The organism is Streptomyces sp. UC4497 (assembly GCF_054871485.1).
Window position 1 is genome coordinate 42,669 of the sequence record NZ_JBTYHB010000003.1, and the last position, 18,471, is coordinate 61,139.

General features: G+C 71.3%; 15 protein-coding genes and 1 pseudogene. 4 read left to right on the forward strand and 12 right to left on the reverse strand.

Features of this window, described 5'->3' with window-relative positions; genetic code table 11:
* Positions 1-6 precede the first annotated feature (6 nt).
* The 9 genes from ACYSUO_RS05270 to ACYSUO_RS05310 form a co-directional block, all read right to left on the reverse strand.
* Positions 7-858: an ABC transporter ATP-binding protein gene (locus tag ACYSUO_RS05270; RefSeq protein ID WP_461774804.1), complete on the reverse strand. Its 852-nt coding sequence runs from the start codon at positions 856-858 to the stop codon at positions 7-9.
* 55 nt (positions 859-913) lie between these two features.
* Positions 914-1,738, reverse strand: coding sequence for an ABC transporter ATP-binding protein (locus tag ACYSUO_RS05275; RefSeq protein ID WP_461774805.1), 825 nt, complete (start codon positions 1,736-1,738; stop codon positions 914-916).
* Positions 1,735-2,640, reverse strand: a complete 906-nt coding sequence (locus ACYSUO_RS05280) for an ABC transporter permease (RefSeq protein WP_461774806.1) — start codon at positions 2,638-2,640, stop codon at positions 1,735-1,737. The genes ACYSUO_RS05275 and ACYSUO_RS05280 overlap by 4 nt, the downstream gene beginning before the upstream one ends.
* Positions 2,641-2,643: 3 nt before the next feature.
* The gene (locus ACYSUO_RS05285) at positions 2,644-3,579 is read right to left on the reverse strand and encodes an ABC transporter permease (RefSeq protein WP_461774807.1); all 936 of its coding nucleotides are present in this window, start codon (positions 3,577-3,579) and stop codon (positions 2,644-2,646) included.
* Between the two features lie 3 nt (positions 3,580-3,582).
* The gene (locus ACYSUO_RS05290; RefSeq protein ID WP_461774808.1) at positions 3,583-5,154 is read right to left on the reverse strand and encodes an ABC transporter substrate-binding protein; all 1,572 of its coding nucleotides are present in this window, start codon (positions 5,152-5,154) and stop codon (positions 3,583-3,585) included.
* Positions 5,155-5,198: 44 nt separating this feature from the next.
* Positions 5,199-6,623: an Nramp family divalent metal transporter gene (locus ACYSUO_RS05295; protein ID WP_461774809.1), complete on the reverse strand. Its 1,425-nt coding sequence runs from the start codon at positions 6,621-6,623 to the stop codon at positions 5,199-5,201.
* A gap of 120 nt (positions 6,624-6,743) precedes the next feature.
* A complete protein-coding gene (locus ACYSUO_RS05300) occupies positions 6,744-7,697 on the reverse strand; it encodes a phosphoglycerate dehydrogenase (RefSeq protein WP_461774810.1) in 954 nt (317 codons plus the stop codon).
* A complete protein-coding gene (locus ACYSUO_RS05305) occupies positions 7,697-8,482 on the reverse strand; it encodes an HpcH/HpaI aldolase family protein (protein ID WP_461774811.1) in 786 nt (261 codons plus the stop codon). The genes ACYSUO_RS05300 and ACYSUO_RS05305 overlap by 1 nt, the downstream gene beginning before the upstream one ends.
* A gap of 66 nt (positions 8,483-8,548) precedes the next feature.
* Positions 8,549-9,529 (reverse strand): aldo/keto reductase, encoded by a 981-nt coding sequence (locus ACYSUO_RS05310; RefSeq protein WP_461774812.1) that lies wholly within the window; start codon positions 9,527-9,529, stop codon positions 8,549-8,551.
* A gap of 332 nt (positions 9,530-9,861) precedes the next feature.
* Between ACYSUO_RS05310 and ACYSUO_RS05315 the strand changes: the two genes are divergently transcribed.
* The 4 genes from ACYSUO_RS05315 to ACYSUO_RS05330 all read left to right on the forward strand — a co-directional run bounded on the left by ACYSUO_RS05315 (position 9,862) and on the right by ACYSUO_RS05330 (position 14,914).
* A complete protein-coding gene (locus ACYSUO_RS05315) occupies positions 9,862-11,097 on the forward strand; it encodes a four-carbon acid sugar kinase family protein (protein ID WP_461774813.1) in 1,236 nt (411 codons plus the stop codon).
* A 45-nt stretch (positions 11,098-11,142) separates the two neighbouring features.
* Complete coding sequence (gene pdxA / locus ACYSUO_RS05320) at positions 11,143-12,150, forward strand: 4-hydroxythreonine-4-phosphate dehydrogenase PdxA (protein WP_461774814.1); 1,008 nt, start codon at positions 11,143-11,145, stop codon at positions 12,148-12,150.
* 132 nt (positions 12,151-12,282) lie between these two features.
* A complete protein-coding gene (locus ACYSUO_RS05325; protein WP_461774815.1) occupies positions 12,283-13,089 on the forward strand; it encodes a DeoR/GlpR family DNA-binding transcription regulator in 807 nt (268 codons plus the stop codon).
* A 262-nt stretch (positions 13,090-13,351) separates the two neighbouring features.
* Positions 13,352-14,914, forward strand: a complete 1,563-nt coding sequence (locus tag ACYSUO_RS05330; RefSeq protein WP_461774816.1) for a pectate lyase family protein — start codon at positions 13,352-13,354, stop codon at positions 14,912-14,914.
* An 87-nt stretch (positions 14,915-15,001) separates the two neighbouring features.
* On the opposite strand, the gene ACYSUO_RS05335 is transcribed toward ACYSUO_RS05330, so the two are convergent.
* From ACYSUO_RS05335 to ACYSUO_RS05345, 3 genes and pseudogenes are all read right to left on the reverse strand, one after another.
* Positions 15,002-15,493: a lamin tail domain-containing protein gene (locus ACYSUO_RS05335; RefSeq protein WP_461774817.1), complete on the reverse strand. Its 492-nt coding sequence runs from the start codon at positions 15,491-15,493 to the stop codon at positions 15,002-15,004.
* 103 nt (positions 15,494-15,596) lie between these two features.
* Positions 15,597-17,159 (reverse strand): annotated as a pseudogene (locus ACYSUO_RS05340) (AbgT family transporter); the annotation flags it as partial.
* Positions 17,156-18,397: a metal-dependent hydrolase family protein gene (locus ACYSUO_RS05345; protein ID WP_461774818.1), complete on the reverse strand. Its 1,242-nt coding sequence runs from the start codon at positions 18,395-18,397 to the stop codon at positions 17,156-17,158. The pseudogene ACYSUO_RS05340 and the gene ACYSUO_RS05345, both read right to left, overlap by 4 nt.
* Positions 18,398-18,471: the final 74 nt, after the last annotated feature.

The window sequence follows — 18,471 nt, forward strand, 5'->3', positions numbered from 1 at the left end:
GGTGTGTCACGCCGGGGTGTGGGCCCGGCCGCGCGCGTGCAGCAGCTCGCGGGGCTTGCGGCCGCGGATCGCCGCCGGGTCGAGGGCGGCGCGGCGCAGGTCGCGGGTGTACGGCTCCGTGGGCGAGGCCAACACGTCGGCGGTGCGGCCCTGTTCGACGACCCGGCCCGAGCGCAGCACCACCACGTCGGTGCTGATCTCCCGTACGAGGCCCAGGTTGTGGGCGATGACGAGGTACGTGATGCCGGTCTCGGCCTGGAGTTCGCGCAGCAGCTCCAGGACGCGGGCCTGGACGGAGACGTCGAGCGCGGAGGTCGCCTCGTCGCACACCAGCAGGTCGGGCGAGGAGGCGAGGGCGCGGGCGATGCCGATGCGTTGGCGCTGGCCGCCGGAGAATTCGGAGGGGCGGCGGTCGCGGGCTGAGGTGGGCAGGCCCACGCGGTCCAGGAGTTCGGCCGCGCGGCGTGTGCGGGCCGCTCTGTCGCGGGTGCCGGAGAGGGGGCCGGAGAGGCGGAGGGGTTCCGCCACGATGTCCTGGGCGGTGAGGTGGGGGTCCAGCGAGCCGTACGGGTCCTGGAAGATCATCTGGAAGCGGCGGCGCAGGGGGCGGAGGCGGCGTTCGGGGAGGGTGGCGAGGTCGGTGCCGTCGAAGATGATGCGGCCTGAGGTGGGTTTCAGGAGGCGGACCACCGCGTGGGCGATGGTGGATTTGCCGCTGCCGGATTCGCCTACCAGGGCGAGGGCGCTGCCGCGCGGGATCGTGAAGTTGACTCGGTCGACCGCGGTTGTGGCTCCGCCGGGGGTGGGGTAGGTGACGACGAGGTCCTCTACGTGGAGGAGAGGAACGGGAGTGGTCATGGGCTGGCTCCTTGCCGGGGTTGCGGACTCGGGGCTCTGCCCCGGACCCCGCTGCTCAATCGCCGCAGGGGCTTATAAATGCGCCGAGCCGTGGGACCGCCGCCAGTAGGGAGCGGGTGTAGTCCTCCGTCGGGGAGTCGACGATTTGTTCTGCCTCGCCGGACTCGACGAAGCGGCCGTCGCGCATGACGTGGATGCGGTCCGAGATCAGGCGGGCCACGCCCAGGTCGTGGGTGATCATCAACAAGCCGATGCCATCCGTCTCCTGGAGGGCCATGAGGAGGTCGAGGACCTCGGCCTGGACCGTGGCGTCGAGGGCCGATGTCGGTTCGTCCGCCACCAGGAGGCGGGGTTCGGCGGCGAGGGCGATGGCGATCAGGACGCGTTGCAGCATGCCGCCGGAGAATTCCTGCGGGTAGGCCTTCCAACGGCGTGCGGGGTGGGTGATGCGGACCCGTTCCATCAGGGCCGTGCCCCGGTCGCGTATCTCTGCGCGGCTGATGCCGGGGTGGCGCAGGCGGAGGGCGTCGCCGAGTTGGCGGCCGATGGTGTGCACCGGGCTGAGCGCGGTCATCGGGTCCTGCGGGATGAGCGACACCGTACGGCCGCGGGCGCGGCGGGCGGCGGTGGGGTCGGCGATCACGTCCTCTCCGGCGATCCGCGCGCTGCCGGAGAGGACGGCGAGGCCCTCGGGGAGGAGGCGCAGCACGCCCATCGCTGTCGTCGACTTGCCGGAGCCGGACTCGCCGATGAGCGTGACCGTCTCGCCCTCGTGGACCGTGAAGCTCACGCCGTCCACGGCGCGTACGATGCCGCGGCTCGTGACCAGTTCGATCTGGAGGTTCGTCACATCCAGGAGCGGTTGCTGAGTGGATGTCATGTCTGGGCCCCCTTCGTCGACTTGAGTGCCGGGACGCGGTCGCGCAGGCCGTCGCCGACGAGGTTGACGCCGACCACCAGCAGCGCGATGACCAGACCGGGCAGTGTCACCAGCCACCACGACGTGGTGAGGTAGGCCTGGCCGTCGGAGATGATGCGGCCCCATGTCGCGAACGGGCGTTGGGGGCCGGCGCCGAGGAAGCTGAGCGAGCTCTCCAGGAGGACGGCCTGGGCCAGGAGCAGCAGGATCACCAGGGCCGCGGGGCGCACGATGTTCGGGATCACGTGGCGGCCGAGGACCGACCAGCCGCGCAGGCCGAGGAGGCGGGCGGCGGCCACGTACGGTTTCTCGCGTTCCACGAGGACGAGGGACCGGGTCAGGCGTGCCACCTCCGGCCACTGCGCCACCGCGATCACCGCCGTGATGACGGGGATCGACGGGCCGAACAGGGCGACGACCAACAGAAGCATCATCAGGAGGGGCAGGGCGAGTTGGGCTTCCAGGAGGCGGGAGACGACCGTGTCGACCCAGCCGCCGAAGTAGCCCGCGGCCGAACCCGCTGCGATGCCGATCAGGCCGGACACGATCACGGCCAGCACACCGACCGTCAGTGACACCTGGCCGCCCAGCAGGATCCGGGCGAGCAGGTCGCGGCCCAGCTGGTCCGTGCCGAACAGGTGGCCCTCGGTGAGCGGCGGGAGCCTGCGGGCCGCCAGGTTCTGCGCGTTGGCGTCCGGCAAGGGGAGTACGCGGGCGAGTGCGACGGGCAGCACGACCAGGGCCGCGCACACCGCGCCCACCCAGAGTTTGAAGCGGGCGCTGCGCCGCTGGCGGGTCGCCGTGGCCCGCCTGAGGTCGCGGGTGGTGACGGCGCTGGGTGCGGGGGAGAGCGTGGCGGACATGGCTCAGGCCGCCTTTCCGAGTCGTACCCGCGGATCGAGCAGCGGGTAGCAGAGGTCGACGACGAGTTGGACCAGCAGCGCGAGTGCGGCCGTGACCAGGACCGTTGCCTGGATCAGCGGGTAGTCGCGGGTGTCGAGGGCGCGGACGACGAGCGAGCCGACGCCCGGCCAGCCGAAGACGACCTCGACGACCACGACACCGTTGAGCAGCGCCGCGAACCGGGTGCCGACGGCGGTGATCAGCGGCACCGCCGAGTTGGCGAGGGCGTAGCGCCAGGTCAGGGCGCGCTCGCTGACCCCGCGCGAGCGGGCCACGGTCACGTACGAGGAGGCGAGCGCGGCAGACATTTCGCGGCGTACGAGCCGGGAGACCAGGGCGAGTTGGAGGACCGCGACCGTGATCGTCGGCAGGACGAGGCCGCCCCAGGAGGTGAAGCCCGAGGCCGGCAGGACGGGGAACAGGACCGCGAAGACGGTGAGGAGCATGACGCCGGTCCAGAAGTCGGGCATGGACTGGCCGGCGATCGTGAAGATGTTGGCGCCCAACTCGCGTGCGCTGTCCGCGTGATGGGCCATCCACACGCCGAGCGGTACCGCCACGACGACGGTCACGGCGATCGCCGACACCGCGAGCGTGAGGGTGTACGGCAGGCGGTCCATGACCACGTCGAAGGCGGGGGCGTGGAACGAGTAGCTGGTGCCGAAGTTTCCGCTGACCAGGTCTCGTAGGTAGATGCCGTACTGCTCGAACAGCGGTCTGTCGAGGCCGAACTGGGCGCGGATACGGGCGAGTTCGGATGTCGAGGCGGTCGGCCCCGCGTATGCGGACGCCGGGTCGCCCGGCGCCATCCGGATCAGCAGGAACACGACGGTAAGCGTGAGGAAGACGGTCAGGACGCTCTGGCCGAGACGCCGAGCGAGGTACGTGGCCGTGGCCATGGGTCAGCCCTCCAGCCGTACGGTCGACAGGTCGTAGCAGTTGAGCGGCGCCAGTTCGAGGTCGGTGACCCGGTCGCGGCGCGCCTGCACCGTCTTCGGCACGAAGGACCACAGGCACGGCCAGGTGTCCCAGACCGCCCGCTGCGCCGCGTTCAGCTTGCGGGTGCGCGTCTTCGCGTCCGTCTCCTCGGCGGCGTCCGACAGTCGGCGTTCGATGTGCGGCTTCACGTAGCCCATGAAGGCGTCACCCGTCTTGTCGTCCTCGGCGGTGCCCGCGTACATGGCCTGGAGGCTGGTGAGGGCCTGGCCCGTGGTGCCGGGGAAGCCGTTGCCGATGACGTCCCAGTCGCCGCCGCGGCCCTGCCGCCAGGCGAGGATGTCGCCGCCCGGCTGGAACTGCTTGAGCTGCGCGCGGACGCCCGCGTCCCGCAACATCTCCACCAGCGCCTCCATCACGGAGGCGTCGCCCGCGAACTCGCCGCTCTCCCAGATGATGGTGAGCCGCATCCCGTCGGCGCCGAGAGCCCGCAACTGCTCGCGGGCGGCTGCCGGATCGTGGCGGTACGACCCGGTGCGCACGGCCCCTTCGAGGGCCAGCGGCAGCACACCCTGGGCCTCCACCGCGGACCTGGTGAGCACGTCCTTGATGAGCGCGTCCCCGTCGACGGCGTGGGTGAGGGCCTTGCGGACGCGGGCGTCGGACAGCGGATGCGTCCTGGGCTTGCGGAAGTTGTAGAACAGCTGGCAGATCCGCACACCGGGGACGCGGTCCAGGCGCACCCCGGGAAGCCCGTCGAGCTGGTCGGCGGAGTCCGGGGTGAGGGTGTCGACGACGTCGAGTTCGCCGCTGCGGATCCCGACGACCCGGCTGGACTCCTCGGGCACGAAACGGACTTGCACCCGGTCGACGTGCGGCGGGGTGCCCCAGTAGTTCGGGTTGCGGGCGAGCGTGTACTCACCGGTGCCGCTGTTCGCGGCGACCACCCGGTACGGTCCCGTGCCCACGCCGGACCGCAGCTCCTCGGCGCGGTTGTCCGCGGACGGGGTGATGAGGATGTTCGCCATCAGGCGGTCGAGCACGGGCACCGGGCGGCGTGTGTGGAGGAGGAAAGTACGCTCGTCGACCCTTTCCACCGTGGGGAGTTCAGGGAAGAGGCCGCGGACGAACGAGCCGTCGACCTTCCCGTACAGGCGCAGTGCGGTCGCCACGTCCTCGACGCGTACGGGGCGTTTGTCGGAGTAGTGGATGCCGTCGCGTAGCCGCACCGTCCAGGTCGTCGGTGACGTCATCTCGAAGCGGTCGGCGAGGACCTGGGCGACCGACAGGTCCGGGCGGATCGTGGTGAGCGCCTGCCGCACACCGCGCTGCACGGTGACGGCGGCGTCGAACTGGTTGAGCTTGTTGTCCAGGCTGACCAGGGAGCGGTTCAGGCCGAGCGAGAGTGTCCGCGGCCCCGGCGCGCCCGTCGGGCCCGCGCAGGCGGTGAGCGGTCCGAGGGCCAGGCCGGTGCTACCGGCCGCGAGGGTACGCAGCAGGGTGCGGCGGGAGGGGTGCGGGTGAGGTGGTGAGGGCATCGTCGACCTCTCGGGGGAGGGGCTCATCGGAAGCGGGGCGGGGTTCAGGCGCCGGGTGTCAGGCCCAGCGTGTCCAGGACCCCGTACACCCCGAGGCAGGCGATCGCCGCGCTGCTGATCACGAGGGCGGTGGTCAGCCAGGGGTTGGCGCGGAAGCGGGGCGGGACGCCGGTGTAGCGCAGGCGCCACACCGCGATCACGACGGCGAGCAGGAAGATGCCACCGCCGATGCCACCGATCTGGACCATCAGGACGGGGGACTGCACCCACAGGAAGAAGCACATCCACACCGGGGGCAGACACCATGTCAGGACCCGGATGGTGCGTGTGCGGGAGCGCAGGTCGTGCCAGTCGATGACACCGAGCAGGCCGAGGGTGTTGGCCCACAGGCGTGGCACGCTCGCCGACGACGCGACCGTCACGGAGAAGAGCACGGCGATCGCGCCGGCCAGGAAGAGGTACTGCGCCCACGGTCCGAGCACGTCGGTGTACATGTGCGAGAGCGTGGTGATCATGTCGTTGCCCTCGGGGACCAGGCCCTGCGGGTGCAGTACGGAGGCGCCGATCGTGTAGAAGGACAGGGTGCACAGGGTGCAGATGAGCCAGGAGACACCCACGTCGAGGCGCATGACCTTGAGCCATCCCTCGGCCCGTCGCGCCCGCTCCTCCGTGCCGTCGTCGGGGCCCGTCCAGCGGGCGTAGCCCTTCTCGAGACACCAGTACGTGTACGTCGTCATCTCGTCGGCGCCGACACCGGTGATGCCGAACATGGCGAGGGCGATGCCCACCGTGCCCGCCGGGATCTGGAAGCTCAGGCCCTCGGCGAGGTCGGCCGAGCCGTAGCCGAACGCGGTGAGGGGGAGGGCCAGGGCGAGGCCGACGGTGATGACCGTCTTGAGCGTGATGCCGATGACCTCGACCCGCTCGACGACGTGGTACTTGCCGGTCTGGAGGATGAGAACGGCGGCGGCCGTGACGATGACCGCCCAGATGGTGAGCGACGTGACGCTGAGCGAGCCGCCGTGGATCGGCAGCAGGATCGAACAGGCCGCGGCCGTGCCGCCGATGATGCCGCCGCGCTGGAACATCTTGGCGAAGTCCATGCCGATCCAGAGCCAGTTGATCCAGCTCAGGCGGCCGATCCGGGGGCCGATGTCACGGAATCCGTCGAGCGCGGGGCGGCCGGTGAGGATGGTCCAGCGGGCCAGCTCCATCTGCACCCACACCTTGACCGCGGTGGAGATGATCACGAGCCAGAGCAGCGCGAAGCCGGCCTTGGCGCCGAGCGAGGTGGTGGTGATCAGCTCACCGGAGCCGACGACGGCCGCGGAGAGGATGAGCCCGGGACCGAGCCGTCGCAGCCTGCCGCGGAAGGTCTCGGGGGCCGGGCGGGCGTCTTCGGCGCGCAGGGCGTACGGGTCGGCCTGCGCGGGCGCCGGGGGGACGGCGCCGGTCGTGGTGGTGGACATGTGTCAGGTCCTCGGGGGTCTTCCGGCGTCTTCGCCGGAATCCGGACAGGGAGGTGTGGGGGTGTGGGAGGTGGCGTGGGTGGGGCTTGGTGTCTCGCTGGGCTCGGTAGATCGGGTGCTTCAGGTGGCCTGGTGGTGCGCCGGCTCGCCGGCGAGGACGCGCACCACGTCCTCCGCGACCATCGCGCCCATCGTCTGGTTCGCCTCGGGGGTGCAGGCCGCCATGTGCGAGGTCAGGAGGGTGCGGGGCGCCGCGCGCAAGGGGTGGTCGGCGGGCAGCGGTTCCGTGGTGAACGCGTCGAGGGCGGCCGCGCCGAGGTGGTCGGTGCCCAGCAGTTCGGCGAGTGCCGTCTCGTCGATCAGGCCGCCGCGCGCGGCGTTGACCAGGAGGGCGCCGCGCTTCATGGACTCCAGTCGGGACCGGTCGAGGAGCGGGGCGCCGGACGGGTCCGGCGGGGTGTGCAGGCTGATGGCGTCGGCGCGCGCCAACAGGGCGTCCAGGCCCGCCGGTTCGACGTCGAGTGAGCGGATGGTGTCGTCCGGTACGTACGGGTCGTGGGCCAGGACCGACATGCCGAAGGCCCGCGCGTATCCGGCGAGCAGCCGACCGATCCGGCCGAAGCCGACGATGCCCAGCGTCCTGCCGTGCAGCTCGGGGCCGAACAGCTTCGGCCAGCCGCCCTGTGACACCGCGACGTGGGAGGCGGTGAGCGAGCGTGCCGCGGACAGCAGCAGGCCGAAGGTGTACTCGGCGACGGCACGGGAGTTGCTGCCGGGCGCGCACACCACGGGGATGCCGCGCTCGCGGGCGGCGTCCAGGTCGATGGTGTCGACCCCCACGCCGTGCTTGGCGATCACCTTCAACTGTGGGGCAACGTCCATGACTTCGGCGGTGATCGGGTCCATGCCGACGATCAGGGCGTCCACCTCGGCGGCGTACTTCAGCAGCTCGGCGTTCGGCAGCGCCGCGTCCTCGCGCGGGCGCAGCGGACCCGCGCCCGCCGACTCCAGGATGTCCCAGGGGCGGGGCGAGTGCCGGGCGAAGGTGGGTGTGGTGATGAGCGTCGTCGGCATCAGTGCGCGCCGCCGCGGGCCGCGTCCAGGTGGGACGTGGCGATCTGCTGGAGGTGCACGACGTCGGCGGCCACCGTGGCGAACGTGAAGCCCTCCGCGAGGCGGCGGGCCGCGCTCGCGCCGTCGGCGTTGTGGATGCCGGCGGCGATGCCCGCGTCCTCCGCCGCCTTCCGTACGCGGATCAGGGCCTGCTCGAACTCGTCCTGCACGGACGGGTCGGAGGACGTCGCGCCGCCGATGGCGAGGCGCAGGTCGGAGGGGCCGACGTAGATGCCGTCGAGTCCGGGAGTCGAGCAGATCTCTTCTACGTTGGCGAGCCCGTCCGCCGTCTCGATCATCGCGAGGACGGCGGTGGCGTCGTGGGTGTCGGCCGGGTTCGGGCCGACGCGGAGCTGGGCGCGCATCGGTCCGTAGCTGCGGCGGCCGAGCGGCGGATAGCGCACGGCGGCCACGGCGTCGGCGGCGTCCTGCGCGGTGTCGATCAGCGGCACGATGACGGCGGTCGCGCCCGCGTCGAGGGCCTTGCCGATGTACGTGAGGTCGTTGGCCTCGACGCGCACCATGCCGACGGCAGTGGAGCCCTTGGTGTCGGTGGCGAGGAGGTTGTTCAGCATGCCCTGGTAGCCGAAGAGGCCGTGCTGGGCGTCGAAGGCCAGGTAGTCGTAGCCGATGCGGGCGAGTCGCTCGGCGGCGACGGGGGAGTCGAGCAACGACCAGTAGCCGATGAGCTGTTCGCGGCCTCGCAGGGCGGCGGTGAACTCGGCGGAGGTGCGACCGGGGGCCATGGGTGTCTCCAGTAAGAGAGGTACGAAGGGAAAGGGCGGGGGGGGGAGGTGAGAAGGGGGCGCGGGTCAGCGGTTGTACGCGGGCATCGGGCCGCGCAGCCGGGCGCCGACCTCGTCGCAGGCGGTCAACACGTCCTCCGAAAGCGGGCCTTGAGCCGCCGCCGCGATATTGGCCTTGAGGTGGTCGACCTTGGAGCCGCCGAGCAGCAGGGCATCGGTGGAGGGGCGGGAGAGCAGCCAGCGCAGGGAGAGGTCGGTGAGCGGGAGGCCCGCGTCGGACGCGATCCGGGTCAGGTCGCCGACCGCGCGGAACAGGTCCTCGTTCCAGTACCGCTCCCGGTACATCGCCGCGACCTTCGAGTCGCCGAACCGGCCGCCCTCCGGGGCCTGTTCGAAGGTGTGCCGACCGGTGAGCAGGCCGCCGCCGAGCGGGTTGTAGACCATGGTGTGCAGCCCGGTCTCCGCGGCGAACTCGACGTACTCCTCCTCGATGCGGCGCGCGAGCAGGTTGTGCAGCTGCTGCGCGACGACCGGGCGCGGGGCGCTCACCTCGTCGGCCACGCGGTTCAGCTCGGCGATCTGCCAGGCTGCGTAGTTGGAGACACCGAGCGCGCGCACCTTGCCGTCCTTCACGAACTCGGCGACGGTCGCGAGGGTTTCGGTGAGCGGCGTCGCACGGTCCGGCTGGTGCAGGTAGAAGAGGTCCACGTGATCCGTGCCGAGGCGCCGGAGGCTGCCGTCGAGCGCGGCGCGCAGGCCCTCGGCGGACAGCGGCGCGTGCTCGCCCTGGTCGGGGTGCGGGATGCCGGCCTTCGTCGCGAGCACCACCTTGTCGCGGCGTCCCGGCAGCAGTTCGGCGAGGATGCGCTCGCTCTCGCCGCCCGCGTAGCCGTTGGCGGTGTCCACGCCCGTGATGCCCGCGTCGAGGGCGGCGTCCAGCATCGCGGCGGCCGTCGCGCGGTCCGCGGTGTCGCCGAAGGTCATGGTGCCGAGGACGAGGCGGGACAACGGGGCGGGGGTGTGCGGGAGTTGGATGCCGGGGGTCACGGTGGGGGTCCTTCCGGGGGAGCGTGTGGCGCGGTGCGGTGCGGGTGGGCGGTGCCGGGGTGGGGGTCGGAGCGGGGTGCTGCCCGCGCCGGGGGCCGCCCCTGTGCCCACCCGTACCGCCCCTCTGGGGCGGCCCGATTGCCCACAGGGGCGGCGGTCCGATGCCCACGGGGGCGGCGGTGGCGCGGTTGCCCGCAGGGGCGGCGGCGCGGACATCGGAACGCTCGCACGGCTGCGTGATCTGCGCAAGAGGTCTCGCGCAGATCGCGCAACCTGTGCCATGATCCGGGCGGGCCGCCCAACACCGGGCGTTCCCAAGGAGGTTCGATTCTGTGGCTTCGTCGCCCCCGCTCCTCGCAGTGCTCGCGCTCGCGGACGACCTGTCCGGCGCGGCCGAGGTCGCCCGTGCGCTGGGCGGCCCGGTGCGCCTGTGCCTCACCGCGCCGACCGGCGGTGCGGCGGCCGGTGCGCACGACCTCGTCGTGGACCTGAACACGCGGCATCTGCCGCCTGCCGATGCGGCAGATGCCGTGCGCTCGGTCCTGGGATCCGAAGGCCCCGGCGCTCCGGGCTCCGGGAGGTCCGGTGCGTATGGACTGCTCTACAAGAAGATCGACTCCCAGCTGCGCGGCAACGTCTCCGCTGAGGCGGTGGCGTACGCCGAGGGCGCCGAGGCTCTCGTCATCGCGCCCGCACTGCCCGCCGCCCGGCGCACCGTGGCGGGCGGCGTCGTGCACGTGGACGGGGTGCCGCTGCACGAAACGAGCGGCTGGCGCGCGGAACGCGCAACGCCTCCGAGGTCGGTGGCGGAGGCGTTCTCGGGGCTGCCGGTGCGGACGATCCCGTTGGAGGTCGTTCGCTCCGGACTCCCGCGCCTCGAAGCCGAGCTGAAGAGCGTGGTGGCCTCCGGTGCCCATCCCGCCCCGGACGCCGAGACCGACGCCGACCTCGACGCCGTCGTGGCGGCAACCCTGCGCGTGGGTCCCGGCCTCCGGCTGCTCGGCAGCGGAGGCTTGGCGGGCGCGCTCGGCCGGGCGCTCGCGCGGCCCACCGTGCCCGCCCCCGTACCGTCGCCCGCGCGTGCCGCCGCCCCGCTGCTCGTGGTGGCGGGGACGGCGGAACCGGGGGTGGTGCGGCAGATCGAGCACCTCACGGCACGAGGCATACGCCATCTGCCCATCGAACCAGCGGAGTTGATGGCCGGTGCGGTGGAGGTGCGGGCAGACGCCGCGCCGGTGGACACCGTCCTGTCCATCGACGGCTCGGCGGGTATCCATCCCGGCGGCGGACGCGCGCTCAGCGCCGCCCTCGCCGCGCTCGCCACCGCCTGGCCCGGCCGCCCCGACCTCGTCCTCACCGGCGGCGAGACCGCACGGGCCACGCTGGACGCCCTGGGCGTACGGGAGTTGGAGCCGGTCGACGAAATCCACCACGGCGCCGTCCACTCCCGCACCCCCGACGGCCGCAGCGTCGTGACCCGCCCCGGCAGCTACGGCGCCGAGGACTCGCTCCTCCGCATCGCGACGGCCCTGCGCCCGCACCTGGCAGCCACCCCGGCAGCGGGCTGAACCCGCCGCCGCGCACCCCACCCACCTTCTCCCCAGGAGTCACCCATGAGCCCCGACCTGCCCCAGCTCCCGCTCATCGCCGTCACGATGGGCGACGGCGCCGGCGTCGGCCCCGAGGTCGTCGTCGCCGCGCTGCTCGACGAGGCGGTCCTCGGCCGCTGCCGCCCCGTCGTCATCGGCGACGCGGCGCGGCTGCGCGAGGCGGCCCGCATCCTGAACCTGGAGTGCGAGGTGGCCGCGGTCGACCACCCCCGCGACGCCGTCTTCACGCCCGGCCGCGTGAACGTCGTCGACCTCGCCCTGCTCCCCGCCGATCTGCCCTGGGGCACGCTCTCCGAGGTGGCGGGCAACGCGGCGTACGAGTTCGTGAAGCGCGCCGCCGAACTCGCGCTCGCGGGAGACGTCCAGGGCATCTGCACGGCCCCCCTCAACAAGGAGGCCCTGCATGCCGCCGGACACATCTACCCCGGACACACCGAACTCCTGGCACACCTCACCGGCACCGAAGAGGTGTCGATGATGCTGTCCACGGAGAAGGTCAAGGTCATCCACGTGACCACACACATCGGCCTCATCGACGCGGTCAACCGCATCGAGCCGGGCCTCGTCGAGCGCACCGTGCGCCGCGGCCACGAGGCGATGGTCCGCGCCGGGACCCCGAATCCCGTCATCGGCGTCTGCGGCATCAACCCGCACGCGGGCGAGAACGGCCTGTTCGGCTACGGCGAGGAGGCCGAGAAGATCGAACCGGCCCTGGAGAAGCTGAAGGCCGCGGGCGTGGACGCGCGCGGCCCGCTCCCCGCCGACACCGCCTTCTTCCTCGCCTCGCGCGGCGATTACGACCTCATCGTGGCGATGTACCACGACCAGGGACACGGCCCCGTGAAGGTCCTCGGCATCGAGGCCGGCGTGAACCTGACCGTGGGCCTGCCCGTGATCCGCACCTCCGTCGACCACGGCACCGCGTTCGACATCGCGGGAACCGGCAAGGCCGAGGCCGGTAGCATGGTCGAGGCCCTTCGCCAGGCGGCCGAGATGGCCACAGCGTCGTAGAAGACGGGCCCGGACGCCCCGGCGGACCGAACCGCCTTCCGCCCCGGCGGTCCGAAGCGCCCTTCGCTGCGGCTCGAACCGCCTTCCCCTGCACCGCCGTTGACCGCCGCCGCACCGTAGAGGACCGACCAGATGTCGTCACCGAGCTCCCAGCCGCCCACCTCCCAGGCGCAGGGCTCCCGTGCCCGCCGGGACCGCATCGTCGACCTGGCCACCACCACGGGACTCGCCAACGTCGAGGAACTCTCCCAGCTCTTCGAGGTCACCCCCTCCACCATCCGTCGCGACCTCGCCCGCCTCACCGCGGAGGGCCGCCTCGCCCGTACGTACGGCGGCGCGATGGCCCTGTCCGCGCACCCCGAGGCCTCGCTGCGGCAGCGCACCGGGGAGGCGTACGACGAGAAGCGCGCCATCGCGCAGTGGGCGGCGCGCACGGTGGAGCCCGGCGAGACGCTGCTCCTCGACGCCGGTACGACGGTCGGCGCGCTCGCCCATGAGCTGCGCGCCATCAAGGAGTTGACCATCGCGACGACGGGCCTGACCGCGCTGCACGCGCTCGCCGACGCGGAGGGCGTGCACGTCGAATGCCTCGGCGGCACGCTGCGCCCGCTCAGCCAGGGATTCGTGGGCCCGCTCACTGAGGCCGCCCTGGAACGGATGTCGTTTGATCGCGTCTTCCTCGGCGCCGACGGCGTCACCGTCGACCGCGGGATCTGCGAGGCGGATCTGCGCCAGACCCGCCTCAAGGAGCTCATGGCCCGCCGGGCCGACCACGTCTACGTTCTCGCCCACGGCAGCAAGTTGGGCCGCGCCCCGTTCCACGCGTGGGCGGCGCTGAAGGAGGGCTGGACCCTGGTGACCGACGCGTCGGCCCCGGCGGAGCAGGTCAGGGCGTTCGAGGCACGCGGGGTGCGGGTGGAGGTCGCGGGCAGCGGGTGACCGTGCCCGCCCGCCAAGTGGAGGCGGGTCGGGGGAAGTTGAGTCACAAGCGGTGCGCGGGGCCTTGCCACCGGATCCGGCGGCACTCTATTGTCCCGCGCAGAAAGCGCTTTCCCCCTCTCAGTGCCGGTCGCCACACCGGTTGCACCGGCATGCCCAGAGCACCTGAATCAGTGCACCGCACTGCGCTGTTTTGCAACGCAACGCACCGCATCGCACCGCATCGCACTGCACCGCACTGCACCGGAAGGGAACCACGACGATGAAGTTACCCAGACCCGTCGCGCTCCGCCTCACCGCCGGAATCGGCGCGCTCGCCCTCGCGGGAGCCGCCGCGATGACGCTGTCGACGACCGAGGCCTCGGCCGCCGTGACCGGCTCCGCCACCGGCTACGCCACGCAGAACGGCGGGACCACCGGAGGCGCGGGCGGAGCGACCGTGCGGGCCACCACCGGGACCCAGATCCACGCCGCGCTGTGCAACCGCGCGAGCGACAGCACCCCGATCACCATCGAGGTCGAGGGCACGATCAACCACGGCAACACCAGCAAGGTGTCGGGCGACAGCTGCAACACGGCCGACGGTGTCATCGAGCTCAAGCAGATCAGCAACGTCACGCTCGTGGGCGTCGGAAACGGCGCGGTCTTCGACCAACTCGGCATCCACATCCGCGAGTCGAGCAACATCATCATCCAGAACGTGACGGTCCAGAACGTCAAGAAGTCCGGCTCGCCCACCTCCAACGGCGGCGACGCCATCGGCATGGAGAGCGACGTCCGCAACGTCTGGGTGGACCACACGAACCTGCTCGCATCGGGCGGCGAGTCGGAGGGCTACGACGGCCTCTTCGACATGAAGGACAACACCCAGTACGTCACCCTCTCGTACAGCACACTGCGCAACTCGGGCCGTGGCGGCCTCATCGGCTCCAGCGAGACCGAACTCTCCAACGGCTACGTCACGTTCCACCACAACCTGTACGAGAACATCGACTCCCGCGCACCCCTGCTCCGCGGCGGCACGGCGCACATGTACAACAACTACTACGTGAGCCTCAACGAGTCGGGCATCAACTCCCGCGCGGGCGCCAAGGCCAAGGTCGACAACAACTACTTCAAGAACTCGAAGGACGTCCTCGGCACGTTCTACACGACCGCCGCCGGGTACTGGCAGGTCAGCGGCAACACCTTCGACAACGTGACCTGGTCGGGCGCCGCGAGCGACTACAAGCCGGCCGGACCGAACCCGACGTCGAACACCACGGTCTCGATCCCGTACTCCTACAAGCTCGACGCCGCGTCCTGCGTGCCGGGTGTCGTGGGCGAGACGGCGGGCGCCAACAAGGGCATGAAGGTGTCGGACGGCAGCTGCTCGACGCAGACACCCACGCCGACCCCGACACCCACCGACCCCACGCCCACACCCACGGATCCCACGCCGACGCCCACGCAGCCCTCGGGCACCAACCTGAGCCTCGGCGCCGGCGCGGACGGATCCAGCAAGGCGGACGGCACCAGCTACGGCAACGTACGCGACGGCAGCATGACCACCTACTGGTCGCCGAGCGGCACGACCGGCTCGGTCTCGGTCAAGTGGGGCACGGCCACCTCGGTCTCCAAGGCCAACATCCGGGAGACGGCGGGAGCCACGGGCCGGGTCAAGGCCTGGCGAGTCATCAACGGTGACACCGGCGCGGTGCTGACCTCCGGCACCGGGGCGGGTGTCGCCTCCTTCCCCGCGACCTCGCTGAAGAAGCTCACGCTCGAGATCACCAGCGCGAGCGCGACACCTCAGGTGGCGGAGCTGGAGACGTACGCGCAGTAGCCGCAAGACACCCCGCCCACCGGTTTCCCAACCGGTGGGCGGGTGACATCCGATGCGCCGGTTGCCCGGGTCCGGTCAGCGGCCCGGTCAGCCGTGGAACGCTATGTATCCGTTGCGGTCCCGGTCGTTCGCCGACTTGGTGTACGAGTGGACGTCGGAGCGGGAGCCCGAGGGCTTGTACAGGTAGATGGTGTCCTTGTCGTTGTTCCACATGAAGTTGCAGTTGTCGCGGTAGACGACGTTGTTCGCGTCGGAGTCGCTGCCGTTGCCGCCGCGCAGCTTGACGTAGTCACCGGGCTGCAGGGAGTGGCTCGCGGTGAACTTGAAGCGGTTCCCCGTGGCGTCCTTCACGACGTACCCCTTGAGGTTGACCGTCGCGGTGCGCGAGTAGTTCTTGATGGTCACGTACTCGCTCTTGGTGTTGCCGCCCGAGCACCGGTTGGAGTCGGTGCCGGGGGCGTCGTACTGAACGCCCCTGATCTTCAGGGCCGAGGAGTACTCGGCGGCCTGCGCGGGAGACACGGTCGCGGCGAGCGCGGCGGCGGCGAAGACGGCGGGCAGGGCGTAGCGGTAACGCATGAGGTTCCCCCCTCAGTGGTTCCAGTGGAGCCCCGCGAGCATATGACATGTGCGTGTGCAGTAACGAGAAAGTGTAGAAAATGTGCGCAGGTCGGGGTGTGCTGATAGAGGCCCCCGGTCCCAGCGGTATGTCGAAGCCGTAGAAGATGCCGAGCACGGCCAGCCACGCCACGAGGAACGGCACCACGAACACCGACAACCGCGAGAGCAGGGAGCCCAGTTGGGCCTCCGGCTCGTACCGCTTGAGGACCGTCAGGAGCAGGAAGACGTAGGGGTTCAGCGGCGTGATCATCTGGGTGGCCGAGTCACCGATGCGGAACGCCGCCTGGGTGACCGCCGGTTCCATGTGCAGGAGCATGAAGGCCGGTACGAAGACGGGGGCCACCAAGGACCACAGCGCCGAGCCCGACGTGATGAACAGGTTCAGTACGCACACCAGCAGGACGAAGGCCACCAGGCCCAAGTAGCCCGTCAGGCCCACCGATTCGAGCAGCGCCGCACCCTTCACGGCCAGCAGCGTGCCCAGGTTCGTCCAGTCGAAGACGCCGATGACCTGAGCGATGACCAGGATGAGCACGATGTACGCGGACATGCCCGTGATCGCGTCGGCCATCATGCGCGGCACGTCCTCGAAGCGCGTGACCGCCTTGACCGTACGGCCGTAGACCGCGCCGGCCAGCAGGAACGCCACGAAGAGCAGCGGGACGATGCCGTCCAGGACCGGGGAGGGGACCAGCGCCCCGCCTTCGCCGCGCAGCGGGGAGCCGGGCAGCAGCCAGCAGGTGATGACCACGGCGGCGTAGGCGAGGACCGCGAGTCCGGCGCGGAGCATGCCGCGGCGTTGAAGCTCGGTGACCTCTGTGGTCACTTCGCCCGTGGTGACTTCTCCGTCTGTCTGGGAGCCGTCCGCGGTCGGCTGCGGCAGTCGCGGCTCCAGGACCCGCGAGATGAGGAAGCCGCCGATGAGGGCGAGGACGACGCTCGCGGAGGCCGTGTAGAAGTAGTTGATCAGGATGTGCGTCGGGGCGTCCCCGCCCTGCGGGAGGACCTGCGCGGCCTGATGGGTGATGCCCGTGTAGAGCGCGTCGAGGGCGCCGATCGTGAAGCCCGCCGCGTACCCCGCGCACACGCAGGCGAAGCCGCCGATCAGGCCCGCGACCGGGTTGCGGCCCGCGTTCTTGAACACCAGCGCGGCCAGCGGCGGGATCACCAGGATCGCCACGTCGCTCATGAGGTGTGCCTGCGCCGCCACGAAGGCGACCAGGTAGGGCAGGAGCCACCCGGGGGCGCGGGAGATCGAGGCGCGGACCACCGTCTCCAGCAGGCCGGTGCGCTCCGCCACGCCCACCGCCGCCATCATCAGCAGCACCGTGCCGAGCGACGGGAAGCCAGTGAAGTTGGGGATGAAGTTCTCCAGGAGCCAGACCACGCCGTCCCCGGTGAACACCCCCTGTACCGCGACCGTCTTGTCCTCGCCGGGTATCCGCACCGTCGCGCCCGCCGCCGCGAGCGCCGTGGAGGCGGCGCCCACGAGGACGAACAGACCGAGGAAGAGGAGGGCCGGGTGGGGCAGCTTGTTGCCCACCCGCTCGATGCCGGACATGGCCTTGTCGATGAACCCCCGTCTCGTGGGGGCCGTCTCGGGCGCCGGCGCCTGTGTCGTCATGTCCCGAGTCCGTTCTTGTGGAGTGTGCCGCCCTGCGCGACGAGGACGACGTTCGCCGGGTCGGCGAGCAGCGCGATGTCGGAGAGCGGATCGCCCTCGCACAGCACCAGGTCGGCCCGCTTGCCCGCCTCCAACGTGCCGATCTCGGCGTCCAGGCCGAGGAGTTCGGCGGCGGAGCGGGTGCCCGTGGTGATCGCCTGCAGCGGTGTCATGCCGAGGGCCACGAGGTGGGTGAGCTCGCGCAGGTTGCGGCCGTGCGGGACCATCGCCGCGTCCGTGCCCATGGCGATCTTCACGCCTTCGGCGATCGCCGCGGAGATGTTCTCCTTGGTGATTCCGGACCAGCGGACCTTCTTCTCGTAGTGGTACGGCTCCATCGTGGCCTTGTCGATGCCGTCGAAGACCGTGGAGAGCGTCGGGACGACGAACGTGCCCCGCTCGCCCGCGAGTTCACGTGCCTGCGCCGACATGCCGTAGCCGTGCTCGACGCTGGTGACGCCGCCGCGGATGGCGTTGAGGATGCCCGCGGTGCCCTGTGCGTGCGCGGCGACCGGGCGGCCGCCGTGCCGGGCCAGCTCCTCGACGACGGTACGGATCTCGTCCTCGGTCAGGCCCTCGTCGTCGGGGTGGTCGTAGGGGCTCGACATGCCGCCCGTGGCACACACCTTGATGACATCGGCGCCCGCGCGCAGCAGCTTGCGGACGGCGAGCCGCACCTCGTCCGGGGTGTCGGCGATCTCGCCCATCCCGGAGCTCGGGTCGAAGCCGCACTCGGTGGCGAAGTCGGCGTGGCCGCCGGTGTGGCTGAGGATGCGGACCGCCGTGTGGATGCGCGGTCCCGTGGTGAGGCCCTGGGCCACGGCCGTGCGGTAGCCGGCGGGCAGGCCGCCCAGGTCGCGGACCGTGGTGACACCCGCGTCGAGGGTGGCGCGCAGCCGCTGCGCGGTGCGGAACACCTCGACCGTGGTGTCCTGCTCGTAGCGGCGCACCATCTGGCGGGCGGACTCGACACCGAGGTGGACGTGGGTGTCGATGAAGCCGGGGAGCAGGGCCCGGCCTCCGGCGTCGATGGTGTGTACGCCTGGCCGGGCGTCCGGCGCCGTCGCGGCGGGCCCCGCGTAGGAGATGAGGCCCTCGGCGTCGACGACGAGCGTGGCGTTCTCGACGGGCGCGGCGCCGGTGCCGTCGATGAGGCGGGTGTTGGTGATGCGGAGCGAGGAAAGCTGTTGGGAACTCATGAGCGAACACTGTCGGATTTGGCGATGACGAACACGTAAAATCGCAGGAACCTGACCTGGTGCACCTATCTGTG